Origin of the sequence: Aeromonas aquatica, from assembly GCF_000764655.1 — a bacterium.
In the GTDB taxonomy this organism is placed as follows: Bacteria; Pseudomonadota; Gammaproteobacteria; order Enterobacterales; family Aeromonadaceae; genus Aeromonas; species Aeromonas aquatica.
The window spans coordinates 73,904-90,766 of the sequence record NZ_JRGL01000007.1 but is presented as its reverse complement, the minus strand read 5'-3'; the positions used below and the strand labels follow the sequence as shown (position 1 = coordinate 90,766).

The 16,863-nt window shown below is 61.1% G+C and carries 13 protein-coding genes; 10 read left to right on the top strand and 3 right to left on the bottom strand.

Annotated elements, in window-relative coordinates; all coding sequences use genetic code 11:
- The first annotated feature begins 2 nt into the window (after positions 1 to 2).
- From lepB to pdxJ, 5 genes are all read left to right on the top strand, one after another.
- Positions 3 to 926, top strand: coding sequence for a signal peptidase I (lepB, locus tag LG30_RS0101040; RefSeq protein WP_033128849.1), 924 nt, complete (start codon positions 3 to 5; stop codon positions 924 to 926).
- Positions 927 to 1,598 carry a ribonuclease III gene (gene rnc / locus LG30_RS0101035; RefSeq protein ID WP_033128848.1) on the top strand — a complete coding sequence of 224 codons (672 nt, stop codon included), beginning with the start codon at positions 927 to 929 and terminating at the stop codon, positions 1,596 to 1,598.
- 58 nt (positions 1,599 to 1,656) lie between these two features.
- Positions 1,657 to 2,556 (top strand): GTPase Era, encoded by a 900-nt coding sequence (gene era, locus LG30_RS0101030; RefSeq protein ID WP_033128847.1) that lies wholly within the window; start codon positions 1,657 to 1,659, stop codon positions 2,554 to 2,556.
- 14 nt (positions 2,557 to 2,570) lie between these two features.
- Positions 2,571 to 3,275 carry a DNA repair protein RecO gene (gene recO, locus LG30_RS0101025; protein WP_033128846.1) on the top strand — a complete coding sequence of 235 codons (705 nt, stop codon included), beginning with the start codon at positions 2,571 to 2,573 and terminating at the stop codon, positions 3,273 to 3,275.
- Positions 3,276 to 3,538: 263 nt separating this feature from the next.
- Positions 3,539 to 4,276 (top strand): pyridoxine 5'-phosphate synthase, encoded by a 738-nt coding sequence (gene pdxJ, locus LG30_RS0101020; RefSeq protein ID WP_033128845.1) that lies wholly within the window; start codon positions 3,539 to 3,541, stop codon positions 4,274 to 4,276.
- Between the two features lie 69 nt (positions 4,277 to 4,345).
- On the opposite strand, the gene LG30_RS0101015 is transcribed toward pdxJ, so the two are convergent.
- From LG30_RS0101015 to barA, 3 genes are all read right to left on the bottom strand, one after another.
- Entirely contained in the window at positions 4,346 to 5,227 is an 882-nt protein-coding gene (locus tag LG30_RS0101015; protein WP_033128844.1) for an N-acetylmuramoyl-L-alanine amidase, read from the bottom strand.
- Positions 5,228 to 5,248: 21 nt separating this feature from the next.
- A complete protein-coding gene (locus tag LG30_RS0101010) occupies positions 5,249 to 5,728 on the bottom strand; it encodes a YehS family protein (protein ID WP_033128843.1) in 480 nt (159 codons plus the stop codon).
- A gap of 140 nt (positions 5,729 to 5,868) precedes the next feature.
- Positions 5,869 to 8,589: a two-component sensor histidine kinase BarA gene (barA, locus tag LG30_RS0101005; RefSeq protein ID WP_033128842.1), complete on the bottom strand. Its 2,721-nt coding sequence runs from the start codon at positions 8,587 to 8,589 to the stop codon at positions 5,869 to 5,871.
- Positions 8,590 to 8,826: 237 nt separating this feature from the next.
- Here barA and rlmD point away from each other — a divergent pair, with 237 nt between their 5' ends.
- The 5 genes from rlmD (at position 8,827) to eno (ending at position 16,740) form a co-directional block, all read left to right on the top strand.
- Complete coding sequence (rlmD, locus tag LG30_RS0101000; protein ID WP_033128841.1) at positions 8,827 to 10,149, top strand: 23S rRNA (uracil(1939)-C(5))-methyltransferase RlmD; 1,323 nt, start codon at positions 8,827 to 8,829, stop codon at positions 10,147 to 10,149.
- A 350-nt stretch (positions 10,150 to 10,499) separates the two neighbouring features.
- Positions 10,500 to 12,710 (top strand): GTP diphosphokinase, encoded by a 2,211-nt coding sequence (gene relA / locus LG30_RS0100995; RefSeq protein WP_033128840.1) that lies wholly within the window; start codon positions 10,500 to 10,502, stop codon positions 12,708 to 12,710.
- Positions 12,711 to 12,772: 62 nt separating this feature from the next.
- Positions 12,773 to 13,570, top strand: a complete 798-nt coding sequence (mazG, locus tag LG30_RS0100990; protein WP_033128839.1) for a nucleoside triphosphate pyrophosphohydrolase — start codon at positions 12,773 to 12,775, stop codon at positions 13,568 to 13,570.
- A 141-nt stretch (positions 13,571 to 13,711) separates the two neighbouring features.
- Entirely contained in the window at positions 13,712 to 15,349 is a 1,638-nt protein-coding gene (gene pyrG, locus LG30_RS0100985) for a glutamine hydrolyzing CTP synthase (protein ID WP_033128838.1), read from the top strand.
- 89 nt (positions 15,350 to 15,438) lie between these two features.
- Positions 15,439 to 16,740 (top strand): phosphopyruvate hydratase, encoded by a 1,302-nt coding sequence (gene eno, locus LG30_RS0100980; RefSeq protein ID WP_033128837.1) that lies wholly within the window; start codon positions 15,439 to 15,441, stop codon positions 16,738 to 16,740.
- Positions 16,741 to 16,863 lie beyond the last annotated feature (123 nt).

The following is a 16,863-nucleotide window of genomic DNA, read 5'->3' as shown; positions in this document are numbered from 1 at the left end:
CGATGGCTAGCACCTTTTCCCTGATCCTGGCGATTGTCACCGTCCTGACCGGTATCATCTGGACCGTCGACAAGCTGGTCTGGTCCAAGCAACGGGCGGCCAAGATTGCGGCGGCCCGCGCCAATGCCGGCCCGAATGTCGACGAGAAGACGCTGGCCAGTGTGGCCCCCATGCCGGTCTGGATCGAACAGACCGGCGGGGTCTTCCCGGTCATCGCGCTGGTGCTGATCCTGCGTTCCTTCATCTTCGAGCCATTCCAGATCCCCTCTGGCTCCATGATGCCGACCCTGCTGGTGGGTGACTTCATCCTGGTGGAGAAGTTTGCCTACGGCCTCAAGGATCCCGTGACCAACACCCAGTTCCTCGAGACAGGCAAGCCTGCGCGCGGCGATGTGGTGGTGTTCAAGTATCCGCTGGATACCCGGATTGACTACATCAAGCGGGTAGTCGGCATGCCGGGGGACAGGGTCATCTATCGCAACAAGGAGCTGATGATCCGGCCCAAGTGCGAGGAGCAGGCAGGGAAAACGTGCCCGGGCTTCAAGAAGCTCGACGTCAAGTTTGAACAGCGGGGCGAGTTCAGCCAGATGGGGATCCCGCTGGATCGCTACACCGAACAGCTGGGCAACGTTCCTCACGAAACCCTGCGCAATCCCCTGATGCCGGATCTGGTGGATCGCTACTACCGCCAGCCGGGCACCTACCCGGATGAGTGGGTGGTGCCGGAAGGCCACTATTTCGTGATGGGCGACAACCGCGACAACAGCACCGACAGCCGGTTCTGGGGCTTCGTGCCCGAGCAGAATCTGGTGGGCAAGGCGGTTGCCATCTGGATCAGCTTCGAATTTGAGCGCGAGGAAGGTTCCAGCTTGCCAAGCTGGGTGCCGACTGGCGTGCGCTTCAACCGCATCGGCGGAATACAGTAAATGAATATCAAGATGAACAGACTGCAGTCCCGTCTCGGGCATGTCTTTCAGGATCAGGAACGACTGACCCGGGCCTTGACGCACCGCAGTGCCGGTTCCCGTCACAACGAGCGACTGGAATTTCTGGGTGACTCCATCCTGAGTCTGGTGATTGCCGATGAACTCTTCCACCGCTTCCCGCAAGCGGCGGAAGGGGATCTCAGCCGGATGCGCGCCACCCTGGTGCGCGAGAAGACCCTGGCCGAGCTCGGCCGGGAATTTGACCTCGGCGATCATCTGATCCTGGGACCGGGCGAGCTGAAAAGCGGCGGATTCCGCCGCGAGTCGATCCTGGCCGACACGGTCGAGGCGGTGATCGGCGCCGTCTATCTGGATACCAATCTGGAGACGGTGCGGACCCTGTTGCTGAGCTGGTACGCCAGCCGCCTGGACGAGATCAAGCCAGGCATAGAGCAGAAGGACCCCAAGACCCGGCTACAGGAAATTTTGCAGGGAACCCGCAAATCCCTGCCGACCTACACAGTGACCAACGTCAAGGGCGAAGCCCACAACCAGGAGTTTACCGTCCAGTGTGAGGTAGATGGCCTGGCGGGTCCGCTGGTCGGGGTCGGCACCAGCCGTCGCAAGGCCGAACAGGCCGCGGCGCAGCAAGCATTGGAAAGACTGTCATGACTGCTATTGATGCAAGAGGCCACGGTCTTTCAACACAACAGGCATTGGAAAAACTGTCATGACAGATACGACTTATTGCGGCTTTGTCGCCATCGTGGGGCGCCCCAACGTTGGCAAGTCCACCCTGCTCAACAAGCTGCTCGGCCAGAAGGTCAGCATCACCTCGAAGAAGCCCCAGACCACCCGTCACCGGATCTTGGGGATCGACACCGAGGACAACTATCAAACCATCTTTGTGGATACCCCGGGTCTGCACATCGAGGAGAAGCGGGCCATCAACCGATTGATGAACCGCGCCGCCACCAGTTCGCTGGGGGACGTGGCCATGGTGGTATTCATGGTCGACGGTACCCACTGGACCAAGGATGACGAGATGGTGCTCGGCAAGCTGCGCCATCTGCCCTGCCCCGTGGTGCTGGCGGTCAACAAGGTAGACAACGTCAAGGACAAGGAAGACCTGCTGCCGCACCTGGAGTGGCTCGGTCAGCAGATGAAGTTCTCCCACATCCTGCCCATCAGTGCCGAGAAGGGCACCAACGTGGAGAAGATCCGCGAGTGGGCCAAGGATCTGCTGCCGGAAAACAACCACTTCTTCCCGGAAGATTACGTGACCGACCGTTCGTCCCGCTTCATGGCCTCCGAGATCATCCGCGAGAAGCTGATGCGCTTCACCGGTGAGGAGCTGCCTTACTCGGTGACGGTGGAGATCGAACGCTTCAAGGTGGAGGAAAACGGTCTGTACCACATCCACGGCCTGATCCTGGTTGAACGTGAAGGCCAGAAGAAGATGGTCATCGGCAACAAGGGTGAGAAGATCAAGACCATAGGCACAGAGGCGCGCCTCGACATGGAACGGTTGTTCCAGAACAAGGTGCACCTGGAGCTGTGGGTCAAGGTCAAATCGGGCTGGGCCGATGACGAGCGCGCCCTGCGCAGTCTCGGCTATGGCGATGACTAAGTGGCGCTGAGCGATTGCTGAGTCCGGCTTTCGTCATCCACAGTCGGCCCTATCGGGAGACCAGCCAGCTGGTCGAGGTATTCACCCAGGATAGTGGCCGCTTTACCCTGGTGGCTCGCGGTTCTCGCGGGCCACGCTCCCCTCTGAAGGGGCTGCTGCAACCCTTCACCCTGCTCACCCTGAGTTGGCGCGGCAAGGGCGATCTCAAGAATCTCGCCCAGGTCGAATGCCCGGATCACTCCCTGCGTCTCGGCGGCGACCGCCTGTTCTACGGCCTCTACCTGAACGAGCTGGTCTACTACCTGCTCGAAGCTCACACCCCTTTCCCCGAGGTGTTCGACGCCTATGCCCGCGCCCTGATGGCGCTGGCAGATGGCGAGACCCCCGAGCTGCCGTTGCGCCGCTTCGAGTTCCTGCTGTTGCAGGCCCTCGGCTACGCGGTGGATTTCGAATATGCCGCCGATGACGAGTCCGCGATCCGGCCCGAGCTGCTGTACGGCTTCGAGCGCGAACTCGGCTTTGTTGCTTGCGAGCGGGCGCCGGATCCCCGTACCCTGTTCCTCGGTGCCCACCTGCTGGCCTTCGCCGAGGGGCGTTTCGACAGCCCTCCCTTGCTGCAGGCGGCCAAGCGTTTCAGCCGGCTGGCGCTGCAACCCTATCTGGGGAAACGCCAGCTAAAGAGCCGGGAGCTGTTTTTAAAGCGTAAGGCGAGTGCATGAGGCTAGTATCGGCTGGCGCTGCAACCTCTCATGTTTCGGGAAACGCCAGTTGAAGAGTCGTGAGCTGTTTCTGAAACGCAGAGGCAGTGTTTCAGGCTGAATTAGATGAATTTAGTGATCTTTTATGTATATAAAATGATCACTTAAAGAATATAACACTGCCATCTGCGTGCAAATATTGACAGGTGGCGGCCCATGGACAGACAAGGCTGGCGCACTCGCCAACCCGCAGTGAACAGATGACCTGTATCAAGGAGTAAGCAATGAGCGAGATCTACCTGGGTGTGAACATCGACCATATCGCCACCCTGCGCAATGCCCGCGGCACCCAGTACCCGGATCCGGTACAGGCCGCCTTCGTGGCCGAGCAGGCCGGTGCCGATGGCATCACGATTCACCTGCGGGAAGATCGCCGTCACATCACCGACCGCGATGTTGAGGTCCTGCGCCAGACCATCCAGACCAGGATGAACCTGGAGATGGCGGTGACCGAGGAGATGATCGGCATCGCCCAGCGGATCCAGCCCCAGTTCGTCTGCCTGGTGCCGGAGAAACGCACCGAGGTGACCACAGAGGGTGGCCTGGACGTGGCCGGGCAGCTCGACAAGATCACCGATGCGGTGACCCGCCTCGCCACCGTCGGCGCTCAGGTGTCGCTGTTTATCGACGCCGATCCGCTGCAGATCGACGCCGCCGCCGCGAGTGGCGCCCCCTTCATCGAGATCCACACCGGCCGTTACGCCGATGCCACCACGGATGCGGAGCGCAACGCCGAGTTCAAGCGCATCGCCGCCGGTGCCTCCTATGCCGCCGGCAAGGGGCTGAAAGTGAACGCCGGCCACGGCCTGCACTATCACAACGTCAAGGCCATCGCCGCCATCCCCGAGCTCTATGAGCTCAACATCGGCCACGCCATCATAGGTCGCGCCGCCTTCGACGGCCTGGCCAAGGCGGTCAGCGACATGCGTCTGCTGATGCAGGAAGCCCGCCAGGGGATCTGATGCCGGATTATCGGGATCGCACGAACAAGGGACGCCACGGCGTCCCTTGTTGTTTTTCAGTGCAGGAATTCAGTGGGCCGGGAAGTAACGTTCCAGCAGTGCCATCAAGATGGCCTGGCTCTCGGCATCCGGCTCGCCATTGACCAGGGCGGGGCGAAAGTGGAGCTGGAAGGCGCGCAGCACGGCGCGGCTCTGCTCATCCCAGAGGCCGCTGGGGGCAATGCCATAGCCGTAGCGGGCGAGCCCCTGCTGCCACTGGAGGGCATCCCAGGCGGGTAGAGGGGCTTGTTGCAGGGTCGCGACCCTGGCCTCGTCCGGCCAGGCACCGACGCCGTACGTCAGGGCCAGCTCGCGCCAGGGGAAGAGTGGGCCGGGATCCTGCTTGCGTTCGGGGGCGACGTCGCTGTGCCCCAGCACCTGGGTTGGCGGTATCCGGTAGCGCTGGACCAGCTCCCGACTGAGGGCACCGACGGCGGCGATCTGGGCGGGGGTATAGGGTTGCCAGTGGCGAAGGTGAACGGGGAGATCGGCCTCCTGCTCGTCGTAGCCCAGGTTGACTATCTCGATGCCGAGCGAGCTGGCGTTGAGCCCCGCATACTGCTGCCAGCGGCTGCGGCCTGCGTGCCAGGCGCGCTGGCTGTCGGGCACCAGCTGATAGACGGGGAGCGGGCGTTGTTCGGTGTCGCGCGGGACCAGGTAGTGGGCACTCACCTTGTGCTCGGGCTCGGTCAGCAGACGCAGGGAGTGGGCGTCGTCCTCATCCGTGTAGTGCAGGATCAGGAAGGCGATGCGCTCATTCTGGTTGGCGCTGACATGGCGGGTATCGAGGCGGTAGGGGGCGGGCTCGGGCGCGGGCTGACAGGCGGTCAGCAGCAGAACAAGAAGACAGAGCGACCAGCACCGCTCACCGGCCATCCTGATGCGGGCTGACGGTGAGTGGCGCTGGTCCATGGCTTAGGCGCGGTGCCTATGTCAAGCGCGATGCTTGGCGGTGAGGCCAATGAGGAAGTTGCGCAGGATCTGATCCCCGCAATCCTGGTAGTGCTTGTGATCCTTGGAGCGGAACAGGGCACTGAGCTCGGACTTGGACAGGTTGAAGTTGGCGAGCTTCAGGGTGCTGAGCATGTCTTCTTCCTTGTAGTCCAGGCCGATCCGCAGCTTGCGCAGGATCAGGTTGTTGTTGATCCGGTTCGGGACCACCTGGGCGGGGGCGCCTTCTTTCACACCGCGGCGGGCGATGATGAAGCCGTCGAGGAACTGGCTCAGGGCGGCGTCGGGGCAGGCGACAAAGCCCGCTTCCTGCTCTTCCCCTTCCTCGGCGCCCTTGAGCAACCAGCTGTGCAGTTGGGCGTGATCGACGGTCAGGTTGCCCTTGGCAAACATATCGACCATCTGGTCGTTGCTGATGGTGAGGGCGTAGCGCAGACGGCGCAGAATATCGTTATTCGTCATGTTGACTCCTGTGGAAACGGCGCGATTTTACCATCTGCCGAGCTTACCGCCATAAAAAGCGGCTGCTTTGCCCGATCCCTGGTGGATGCCGCCCGCGCCGATGGGCCGCTCATCCTGCTGTCGCCTTTCATCACGACGGCTTATTCGGTCGCCCCGAGGTAGCGGGGGGCCTCCTGGCGCACCTGCTCCAGCGCATCCTGCAGCTCCAGCAGCTCGGGCTCCAGCTCGCTGACCGGCACCCCGTCGCGCAGCTGCTGCTCGAGCTGGGAGAGCAGACGTTGCAGGCCTGGCACCCCTGAGTAGGCACAGCCGCCGTTGAGGCGATGGAGCTGAGCCAGGACTTCGGCATCGTCCACCTCACCCGCCAGCGCCGCCTCCAGCACGGGCTCCACCTCATCGAAGCTGGCCAGCAGCATGCGCAGCATCTCCAGGGCGAGATCCGTCTTGCCGGCGGCCTGGCGCACTGCCAGTGACCAGTCTATCTGCTGATCCCCGTGATTCTGGTGGCGGCGATGGGCGAAGTCGGTGATGAGCTGCGCCAGCATGCTCTCGTCGATGGGCTTGGCCAGATAGTCGTCCATGCCCTGGCGGATCAGTCGCTCCCGCTCGCCGGGAATGGCGTGGGCGGTGACCGCGACTATGGGGGTCTCGGTGTTGAGGGAGTGGTGGCGTATCGCCTGGGTGGCGCTGATGCCGTCCATGATCGGCATCTGGATATCCATGAAGATGATGTCGAACGGCTGGCTCTGGGCCAGGCTGACTGCCTCCTTGCCGTTCTTGCACACTACCACCTGGCTCACCATCTCCTTGAGCATGGCCGCGATGAGCTTGAGGTTGGCGGCATTGTCATCCACCGCCAGCACCTTGACGTCCTGCACCTGGCGCTGTGACGGGGCCGGCAGCGGGATGCTCCGGACGGCGTCCGGGGAGAGCAGGGCGTTGAGCAGCTTGCGGTGATTGATGGGCTTGGAGAGGCAGTGCTGGGCGCCGTGAGCCTGCATGGCGTCATACAGGGCGGGCTCGTGGCTGCTGAGCACCACTATGGCGTTGTGTTGTCCGCTCAGGGCATCGAGGCGGCGGATCACCTGCTGCGGAGTGTGCAGGGTGCTGCTGCCGATGATGACGATGTCCTGACTGTTCATCTCGGGCCAGTCGGCGTCGATGGACAGGGATTGCACATCCAGCTGCCATTCGGCCAGCAGGACGTGCAGGGAGGCGTGGGCGAAGGGATCCGGCTCCAGCAGCCAGACCCGCTTGCCCTGGATCCCATCCAGCGGCAGTCTGTCGGTCTGGGGCAGGGGGGAGACGTCCAGCTCCAGGTTGAAGGAGAAGACGGAGCCCTTGCCGAATTCGGACTCGAACCGGATCTGGCCACCCATCTGCTGCACCAGCTTCTGGGTGATGACGAGGCCGAGACCGGTGCCGCCGTAGCGGCGCGAGATCGAGGAGTCGGCCTGGTTGAAGGCCTGGAACAGCTGGCGTTGCTGCTCCTCGGAGATACCGATGCCGGTATCGCGGATCAGCACCTTGAGGCGCACCTTGTTGCCATGGGCACCGCCGGTCTGCTCGACGCGGACATCCACGTTGCCGTGCTCGGTGAACTTGATGGCGTTGCCGGTGAGGTTGGTCAGCACCTGCTGCAGGCGCATGGGATCGCCGGTGAGATAGTCCGGCACCGCGGCATCCACCTGCAAGGAGAGCTCCAGCTGCTTGTCGTGGGCGCTGGGCCCCAGCAGGTGCATGGTCTCGTTGAGGGTGTCGCGCAGGCTGAAGGGGATGTGCTCCAGCTGCAGCTTGCCGGCCTCGAGTTTCGAAAAATCGAGGATGTCGTTGATGATGCCGAGCAGGTTGCGCGCCGACTTTTCGATGGTCTGCATGTAGTCGGCCTGGTTCGGGGTCAGGCTGGTCTTGAGCAACTGGCGGGTGAAGCCGATGACGCCGTTCAGGGGGGTGCGCAGCTCGTGGGACATGTTGGCAAGGAACTCCGACTTGACCCTGGCCGCCTCCTGGGCCCGTTTCTTCGCCATGTCGAGCTCGACGTTCTGGATCTCTATCTGTTCGAGGGTCTCGCGCAAGTCAGAGGTGGCCTGATCGATGTTCTGCTGCATCTCCTCATGGTATTCAGACAGCGCCTTGGCCATGGCGTTGATGCCGTTCTTCAGCATGTCCAGCTCACCGGTGAGCTGGCCGCTGACCCGGGTATCGAGCCGCCCCTCCCTGATCCGGTGCACCGCTTGCACCATGTCGGTGATGGGCTGGGTCACGCTCTTGACCAACCGGAAGCCGAACAGGGTGCTGATGGCGAGGCCGATGAGCACCATGAGCACGGCGAAGAAGGCATCCCGATACTGCAGGACGATGGCCCTGTCGGTGGCGAGCTGCATGGAGATGTAGCCGATCACCGGCGGCTCCAGATCGCTCGGCAGGGGGAAGCCGTCCAGGCTGGTCTCGGCCTGGATCGGGGTGCGCAGGATGATGTCATCACCGTTGAAGGAGACGCTGGTCAACTCCGGGATGGCGCTGCCATCGGGCAGGCGCAACTGGCCGAAGTCCCTGTGGTAGTTGGAGGTGACGAACAGCTGGTTGTCCTGGGTGAAGACGGCGATGGACTTGATGAAGGGCGAATTCTTGCGATGGGTGAGCCCGATCAGCCGCTTGAGGGACTCGCGGCTGTGCTGGGTCATGCCGTATTCGCTGGCGATGGCCAGGGGCTCGATGATGTTGATGCCCTGGTCGATCAGGTTGTTTTCCAGCTGATGATAGCGGTGGAAGGTGAAATACCCGGCAATCAGGCCGCCGATGATCAGGGTTGGCAATATGGTAAAAGCCAGCACACGGGCCCGCAGACCGTATCTAGTCATGCTGATAAACCACCGGCGATGATGAAGATGGGCAGGAAGATAAGGGTCATTGCAGCACGGGCTTGGGGGCCGTATCGGGTCATATCCATGGGCCACTTATGGTCAGCATTGGCGATAGGGTTGAATGCCACAGCCCGGGCCCTCAGACCGTATTTGGTCATACTATTATTCTTGTGGGACAATGGCCTGCTGCAGATTCCACAATCATGACATAGCCACCTATAGGCACCAAGTTTTATGGCCCAGTTTTTCAAGCCCCAAAAGAAATCCACCCAGCCCCAACGTATTGAATTTACGATAGACAGTCTGGACCACCACTGTGTCGGTGTCGGCCGTCATCAGGGCAAGGCCATCTTCGTCGAAGGGGCACTCCCCGGTGAGCTGATCAAGGCTCGCATCGTCGATGACAAGAAGCACTATGCCCACGCCGCCCTGCAACAGATAGTGACCCCGGCGGCCAATCGCATCGATCCCTTCTGCCCCCATTATCGCGAGTGCGGCGGTTGCAGTGCCCAGCACCTCGGCGAAGCGGATCAGCAGGCGGTCAAGGAGGCCGGGCTGGTCAGCCTGTTCGAGCGGCTCGGCAACATCCAGGCACCGACGCTGGAGCCCGTGCTGACCGGCGAGTCCCGTGCCTATCGCCGGGTCTGCCGCCTGGCCATCAAGTTTGACAAGAACGGTCGCTGCACCCGGGTCGGCTTCCGCCGTCGCCAGTCCAATGACCTGGTGGAGATCAGCGGTTGTCCCGTGCTGAGCGCGCCCCTGTCTGCCCTCATCAACCCGCTGCGCGACTGTCTCAATCGCCTCAAGAGCCAGCGTGAGCTGGGTCATGCCGAGTTCATCCAGGCCGAGCAGGGCATCATGATGCTGCTGCGCCACACCGGCCGCCCCAACGAGATGGACCGCGCCCTGCTGGTGGAGTTTGCCGAGGCTCAGGGCATCGATCTCTACCTGCAGGCCGCGGACGAGCAGATAGAACCCCTGCGTCAGCAATTCCAGCCGAGCTATTCCCTCGATGGCCTGGCTCTTGCATTCGCCCCCGGTGACTTCATTCAGGTCAATGGTCCCATCAACCAGAGCATGGTTGCCCAGGCGCTGTCCTGGCTGGGGGCGACCAAGGATGACAAGGTGCTGGATCTGTTCTGCGGCATCGGCAACTTCACCCTGCCGCTGGCCCGTCAGGCCCGCGAGGTGGTGGGGGTCGAGGGGGAGCTGGCCATGGTGGCGCGCGCCGAAGAAAACGCCCGTCGCAACGGCATCGACAACGCCCGCTTCTACAAGGCGGACTTGAGCGGTGACATCGTCGGCATGTCCTGGGCGCGGGAAGGCTTTGACCTGGTCTTGCTGGATCCGGCCAGGCCAGGTGCGCTGGAGGTGATGAGCCACGTGGCGGCACTTTCCCCGAAACGGGTGGTCTATGTTTCCTGTAACCCGGTCACCCTGGCGCGGGACAGTCAGGTGCTGGTGAAAGAGGGCTACCGGCTGACCCGCCTGGGGATGCTGGACATGTTCCCTCACACCGGCCATCTGGAATCCATGGCGCTGTTTGAGAGAAAATAAAGAAGGTAATCCGGCCCCGACAGTTGGCTTGTTGTAGGGGCTGGATGTGCTCTCTCATACTGGCTATCTGGCATCCAGGGAGCTGCTCGAGAGAAAATGGACAAGGTAATCCAGCCCCGGCAGCGAGCGCTTTCATGCTGGCCATCTGGCATCCAGGGTGCTGTTTGAGAGAAAATGATTGGGGTAATCTAGGCCCGCAGGGATCGGCAAGGCTTGTTGGAGACTCCTGTCACCTTTGAGGATGACATGCCTTGAAAAGTCTCTTGTTTATCCCCATTTGAGGCATTCATCAGCTGATGAGGGGCAGGAAAGCACCGGCTTTCGACCCCACAATTTTAAGGATTGATACCATGGTTGCGGTGCGCGATATTCATTTGAAAGACAATTTCACTCTGGAAGAGTGGGTCAGTTCCCTCTCCCTGAGTGAAGGCGACAAGAATCAGCTGCGAACCGCTTACCAGTATTGCCTGACCCTCGGTGACGAGGCGCTCACCAGCCGCCTGCTGGTGCGCGGGGTCGAGATGGTCGGCATACTGCTGATGCTCAGCATGGATCTCGCCACCCTCAAGGCAGCTATCCTCTACCCCTTCGTGGAAGCCGGCCTCCTCCAGCAGGAGAAGCTTGAAGAGGACTTTGGCCCCAAAATCGCCAAGCTGGTGGAAGGGGTGCTGGAGATGGAGGCCATCCGTTCCCTGCAGACCCTGCACCGCAGCGAAACCTCGCCGGAGCAGGTGGACAACGTGCGCCGCATGTTGCTCGCCATGGTCGAGGATGTGCGCGCCGTCGTCATCAAGCTGGCGGAGCGGATCGCCTGCCTGCGGGAGGCCAAGCTGGCGGATGAGGAGACCCGGGTGCTGATGGCCCAGGAGATCACCAACATCTATGCGCCGCTGGCCAACCGCCTCGGCATAGGTCAGCTGAAATGGGAGCTCGAAGATCTCGCCTTCCGTTACCTGCACCCGGACACCTACAAGCAGATTGCCAAGCAACTCGACGAGAAGCGTCTCGATCGGGAGCGCTACATCCGTGAGTTCGTGCAGTCCCTGCGCGATGCGCTTGCCGAAGCCGGAGTCGAGGCCGAGGTCTATGGCCGGCCTAAACACATCTACAGCATCTGGCGCAAGATGCAGAAGAAGCACCTCGAATTCAACGAGCTGTTCGACGTGCGCGCGGTACGGGTGGTGACCAAGCGGCTGCAGGATTGCTACGCGGCGCTCGGCATAGTGCACACCCATTTCCACCATATTCCCCGTGAATTCGACGACTATGTCGCCAACCCCAAGCCCAACGGCTACCAGTCCATCCACACCGTGGTGGTAGGGGAGGAGGGCAAGACGGTCGAGATCCAGATCCGGACCGATCAGATGCACCAGGACGCCGAACTCGGTGTCGCCGCCCACTGGCGCTACAAGGAAGGTGCCCAGGTCGCCGCCAAGACCAGCACCTTCGAGGACAAGATCGAGTGGCTGCGCAAGCTCCTCGCCTGGCAGGAGGATCTGTCGGAAAGTGGCTCTCTGCTGGACGATCTGCGCAGTCAGGTGTTCGAAGACAGAGTCTATGTCTTCACCCCCAAGGGCGATGTCATCGATCTGCCGGCCGGCGCCACGCCGCTGGATTTTGCCTACCACGTGCACAGCATGATCGGTCACCGCTGCATCGGCACCAAGGTGGATGGCCGCATCGTGCCCTTCACCTACACCCTGCAGACCGGCGATCAGGTGGAGGTGATCACCCAGAAGGAGCCGAACCCGAGCCGCGACTGGATGAACCCCAACGCCGGCTTCCTGCGCTCCAGCCGGGCGCGGGCCAAGGTGGCGACCTGGTTCAGAAAGCTGGATCGGGACAAGAACATCGCCGCTGGCAAGGAGCTGCTGGAGAAGGAGCTGGACAGGCACAACCTGACCCTCTCCAAGGTGGACAAGGTGGTGCTGGAGCGCTTCCATGCCGAGGAGCTGGACGACCTGCTTGCCGGCATCGGCAGCGGCGACATTCGCATCAACCAACTGCTCAACTACCTGGACACCCGCTACAACAAGCCGACGGCGGAGGAAGAGGATCGCCGCCTGCTGGCGAAGCTGGAGCAGAAGGCCAATGTGCCGTTCCGGCCCAAGCCCAAGGATCACATCGTAGTGGAAGGGGTCGGCAATCTGATGACCCACATCGCCCGCTGCTGTCAGCCCATTCCGGGGGACGGCATCCAGGGCTTCATCACCATGGGGCGCGGCGTCTCCATCCACCGGGAGGACTGCGAGCAGCTCAAGGAGCTGTCCCGCCGCAACCCGGAGCGGCTGATCGAGGCGGTCTGGGGGGAGAACTACTCCGGCGGTTATGGCCTCACCATTCGGATCCTCTCCAACGACAGATCCGGCCTGTTGCGTGACATCACCACGGTGCTCGCCAACGAGAAGATCAACGTGATGGGGGTGCGCTCGCGCTCCAACGTGCGCGAGCAGACCGCGGAGATCGACATGGAGCTGGAGATCTACAACATCAACGCCTTCAACCGGGCGCTGGCCAAGCTCAGCCAGCTCAACGACGTGATCAGCGCCAAGCGCCTGTGACATCAACCGACCGGCCTCAGTGGCCGGTTGTTCTTTGACCCCTTTGATGAAGTGAACCGCTTATGTCCTCGCATTACGACTTGCCCCAGCTACTCGATATCATGGCTCAATTGCGCGACCCGAACGGCGGTTGCCCCTGGGACCTCAAGCAGGATTTCCAGACCATAGTCCCCCACACCCTGGAGGAGGCCTACGAAGTGGCCGACGCCATCGAAACCCGGGATTGGGAGGGATTAAAGGGTGAACTTGGCGATTTGCTGTTCCAGGTGGTGTTCTACGCCCAGCTGGGCAAGGAACAGGGGCTGTTCGACTTTGCCGATATCGTCGATACCGTGAGCGAGAAGCTCATCCGCCGTCATCCCCATGTGTTCGCCGAGGCGGACCTCGAGGACGAGCAGGCAGTGAAGCAGAACTGGGAGGCAGAGAAGGCCAAAGAGCGGGCCGCCCTCGATAAAGAGAGCGTGCTGGATGACATTCCGCTCGCGCTGCCGGCCCTGAGCCGGGCCGCCAAGATCCAGAAGCGCTGCGCCACCGTCGGTTTCGACTGGAAGACCCTCGGCCCCGTGGTGGACAAGATCCACGAAGAGATCGAGGAGGTGATGGAAGAGGCGCTGATGGTCGACGTGGACGAGGAGCGGGTGAGCGACGAGCTCGGGGATCTGCTGTTTGCCACCGTCAATCTGGTGCGGCATCTGGGCAAGGATCCGGAGCAGGTACTGCGGGCCGCCAACGCCAAGTTCGAACGTCGTTTTCGTCAGGTTGAGCAGTTTATTGCTGCGGAAGGCTTGAAAATGACCGATTGTACTCTGGAGAAGCTGGATGCGGCCTGGGACAAGGCCAAGGAAACCGAGCAAAGTTGATTTGGCGCAAGACGGGGGCGCGGCGAGCCTGATAGATTTTTGTTCATTGTTTGGGAGAGGGGGTTTTGGTATACTGTTTCCCCGTCCTGCTTCATCCCCGAAGCACCCCTTAAAAATCCCTAAACTTCTTTCAGGTTCAGCATGACGACAAAATATATTTTTGTAACTGGTGGCGTTGTTTCATCCCTCGGCAAAGGCATTGCCGCAGCTTCTCTGGCAGCCATTCTGGAAGCCCGTGGTCTGGATGTGACCATCATGAAACTGGACCCCTATATCAACGTGGATCCGGGCACCATGAGCCCGACCCAGCACGGTGAAGTGTTCGTAACCGAGGACGGGGCCGAGACCGATCTGGATCTGGGCCATTACGAGCGTTTCATCCGCACCAAGATGACCCGTCGCAACAACTTCACCACCGGCCGTATCTACGCCGACGTGCTGCGCAAAGAGCGTCGTGGTGACTATCTGGGCGCCACCATCCAGGTCATCCCGCACATCACCAACGCCATCAAGGAGCGGGTGATTGCCGGTGCCGAAGGCCATCAGGTGGCCATCGTCGAAGTGGGCGGTACTGTGGGCGATATCGAGTCCCTGCCGTTCCTCGAAGCCATTCGTCAGCTGGCCGCCGAAGTGAGCCGCGACAATGCCATGTTCATGCACCTGACGCTGGTTCCTTACCTGGCCGCCGCCGGCGAGGTGAAGACCAAGCCGACCCAGCATTCCGTCAAGGAGCTGCTCTCCATCGGGATCCAGCCAGACGTGCTGATCTGCCGCTCCGATCGCGCCATTCCGGCCAACGAGCGTGCCAAGATCGCCCTGTTCTGCAACGTGCCAGAGCGCGCCGTCATCTCCATGAAGGACGTCGACTCCATCTACAAGATCCCGGCGCTGCTGAAATCCCAGAATCTGGATGACTACTTCATCGCCCGTTTCGGCCTGAAGTGCAACGAAGCCGACTTGTCCGAGTGGGAACAGGTTGTCTATGAAGAGGCCAACCCGACCGCGGAAGTGACCATCGGCATGGTCGGCAAGTATGTGTCCCTGCCGGATGCCTACAAGTCCGTCAACGAGGCGCTCAAGCACGGTGGCCTGAAAACCCGCCTGTCCGTCAACATCAAGTTCATCGACTCTCAGGACATCGAGACCCGTGGCGCCGAGCTGCTGGAAGGTCTGGACGCGATCCTGGTGCCGGGTGGCTTCGGTGAGCGCGGCGTGGAAGGCAAGATCCTGGCCGCCCAGTATGCCCGTGAGAACAAGATCCCTTACCTGGGCATCTGCCTCGGCATGCAAGTAGCCATGATCGAGTTCGCTCGCAACGTGGCCGGCATGACTGGCGCTCACTCCTCCGAATTCAAGAAAGATTGCGCTTATCCGGTCGTTGGCCTCATCACCGAATGGGTGGATGAAGAAGGCAACGTCGAGACTCGTACCGAGAAATCCGATCTGGGCGGCACCATGCGTCTGGGTTCCCAGCTCTGCCACCTGGTCGAAGGCTCCAAGGTGCGTCAGATGTACGGCAGCCCGACCATCTATGAGCGCCACCGTCACCGCTATGAGGTGAACAACAAGCTGCTGCCGCAGATCGAAGCGGCCGGCCTGAAGGTCACCGGTCTCTCCGCCGACAAGAAGCTGGTGGAAATTATCGAGATTCCGGATCACCCTTGGTTTGTAGCGGCGCAGTTCCACCCGGAGTTCACCTCGACTCCCCGCGATGGACACGCCCTGTTTGCCGGTTTCGTGAAGGCTGCCGGCGAGTATCAGAAGCGTAATTTGAAGTAATTTAAAATAAATGCGGTTGAGGCTCTGTGCCGCAGCCGCTTTTTTTGGCATATTTTTGTTGTTTTTTTACGAAACCTGAGGAAATACACATGTCCAAGATCGTTAAAGTGATCGGTCGTGAAATCATCGACTCCCGTGGTAACCCGACCGTTGAGGCCGAAGTTCATCTGGAAGGTGGTTTTGTTGGTATGGCAGCCGCTCCGTCTGGCGCGTCCACCGGTTCCCGCGAAGCGCTGGAACTGCGTGACGGCGACAAGAGCCGTTTCCTGGGTAAAGGCGTACTGAAAGCCATTGCCGCCGTCAACGGCCCGATCGCCCAAGCGTTGCTGGGTAAAGATGCCAAGGACCAAGCCGCTCTGGACCAGATCATGATCGATCTGGACGGTACCGAGAACAAATCCAAGTTTGGCGCCAACGCCATCCTGGCCGTTTCTCTGGCTGCCGCCAAGGCTGCTGCTGCCTCCAAGGGCCTGCCGCTGTACGCTCACATCGCCGAGCTGAACGGCACCCCGGGTGTCTACTCCATGCCGTTGCCGATGATGAACATCATCAACGGTGGTGAGCACGCCGACAACAACGTCGACATCCAGGAGTTCATGATCCAGCCGGTTGGCGCCAAGACTCTGAAAGAAGCCATCCGCATGGGTGCCGAAGTGTTCCACAACCTGGCCAAGGTACTGAAGTCCAAGGGCTACGCTACCGCCGTTGGTGACGAAGGTGGCTTCGCGCCTAACCTGAAGTCCAACGCCGAAGCGCTGGAAGTGATCGCCGAAGCCGTTGCCGCTGCCGGTTACAAGCTGGGCACCGACATCACCCTGGCCATGGACTGCGCTGCTTCCGAGTTCTACGACGCAGAGAAGAAAGAGTACAACCTGAAGGGCGAAGGTCGTATCTTCACCTCCAACGAGTTCTCTGACTACCTGGCCGATCTGACCACCAAGTTCCCGATCGTCTCCATCGAAGATGGCCTGGACGAATCCGACTGGGATGGCTTTGCCTACCAGACCAAGGAACTGGGTAGCAAGATCCAGATCGTGGGTGACGACCTGTTCGTAACCAACACCAGCATCCTGAAGCGCGGTATCGACAACGGCATCGCCAACTCCATCCTGATCAAGTTCAACCAGATCGGTTCCCTGACCGAGACTCTGGCTGCCATCAAGATGGCCAAAGACGCTGGCTACACTGCCGTCATCTCCCACCGCTCCGGTGAGACCGAAGACGCGACCATCGCCGACCTGGCCGTGGGTACTGCTGCTGGCCAGATCAAGACCGGTTCCATGAGCCGTTCTGACCGTGTTGCCAAGTACAACCAGCTGATCCGTATCGAAGAAGCCCTGGGTGCCAAGGCTCCGTTCCGCGGTCTGAAAGAAGTGAAAAACCACGCTTAATGCCGAGTTTCACTTGAGCTGCGCAAAGCCCCGCCACCTTGTGGCGGGGCTTTTTCGTCTCTGTTGCCTGGGCGGTACAAAGCCTCACCATCTTCTCTATCTCGGTTTTTTCATATCCGCCCC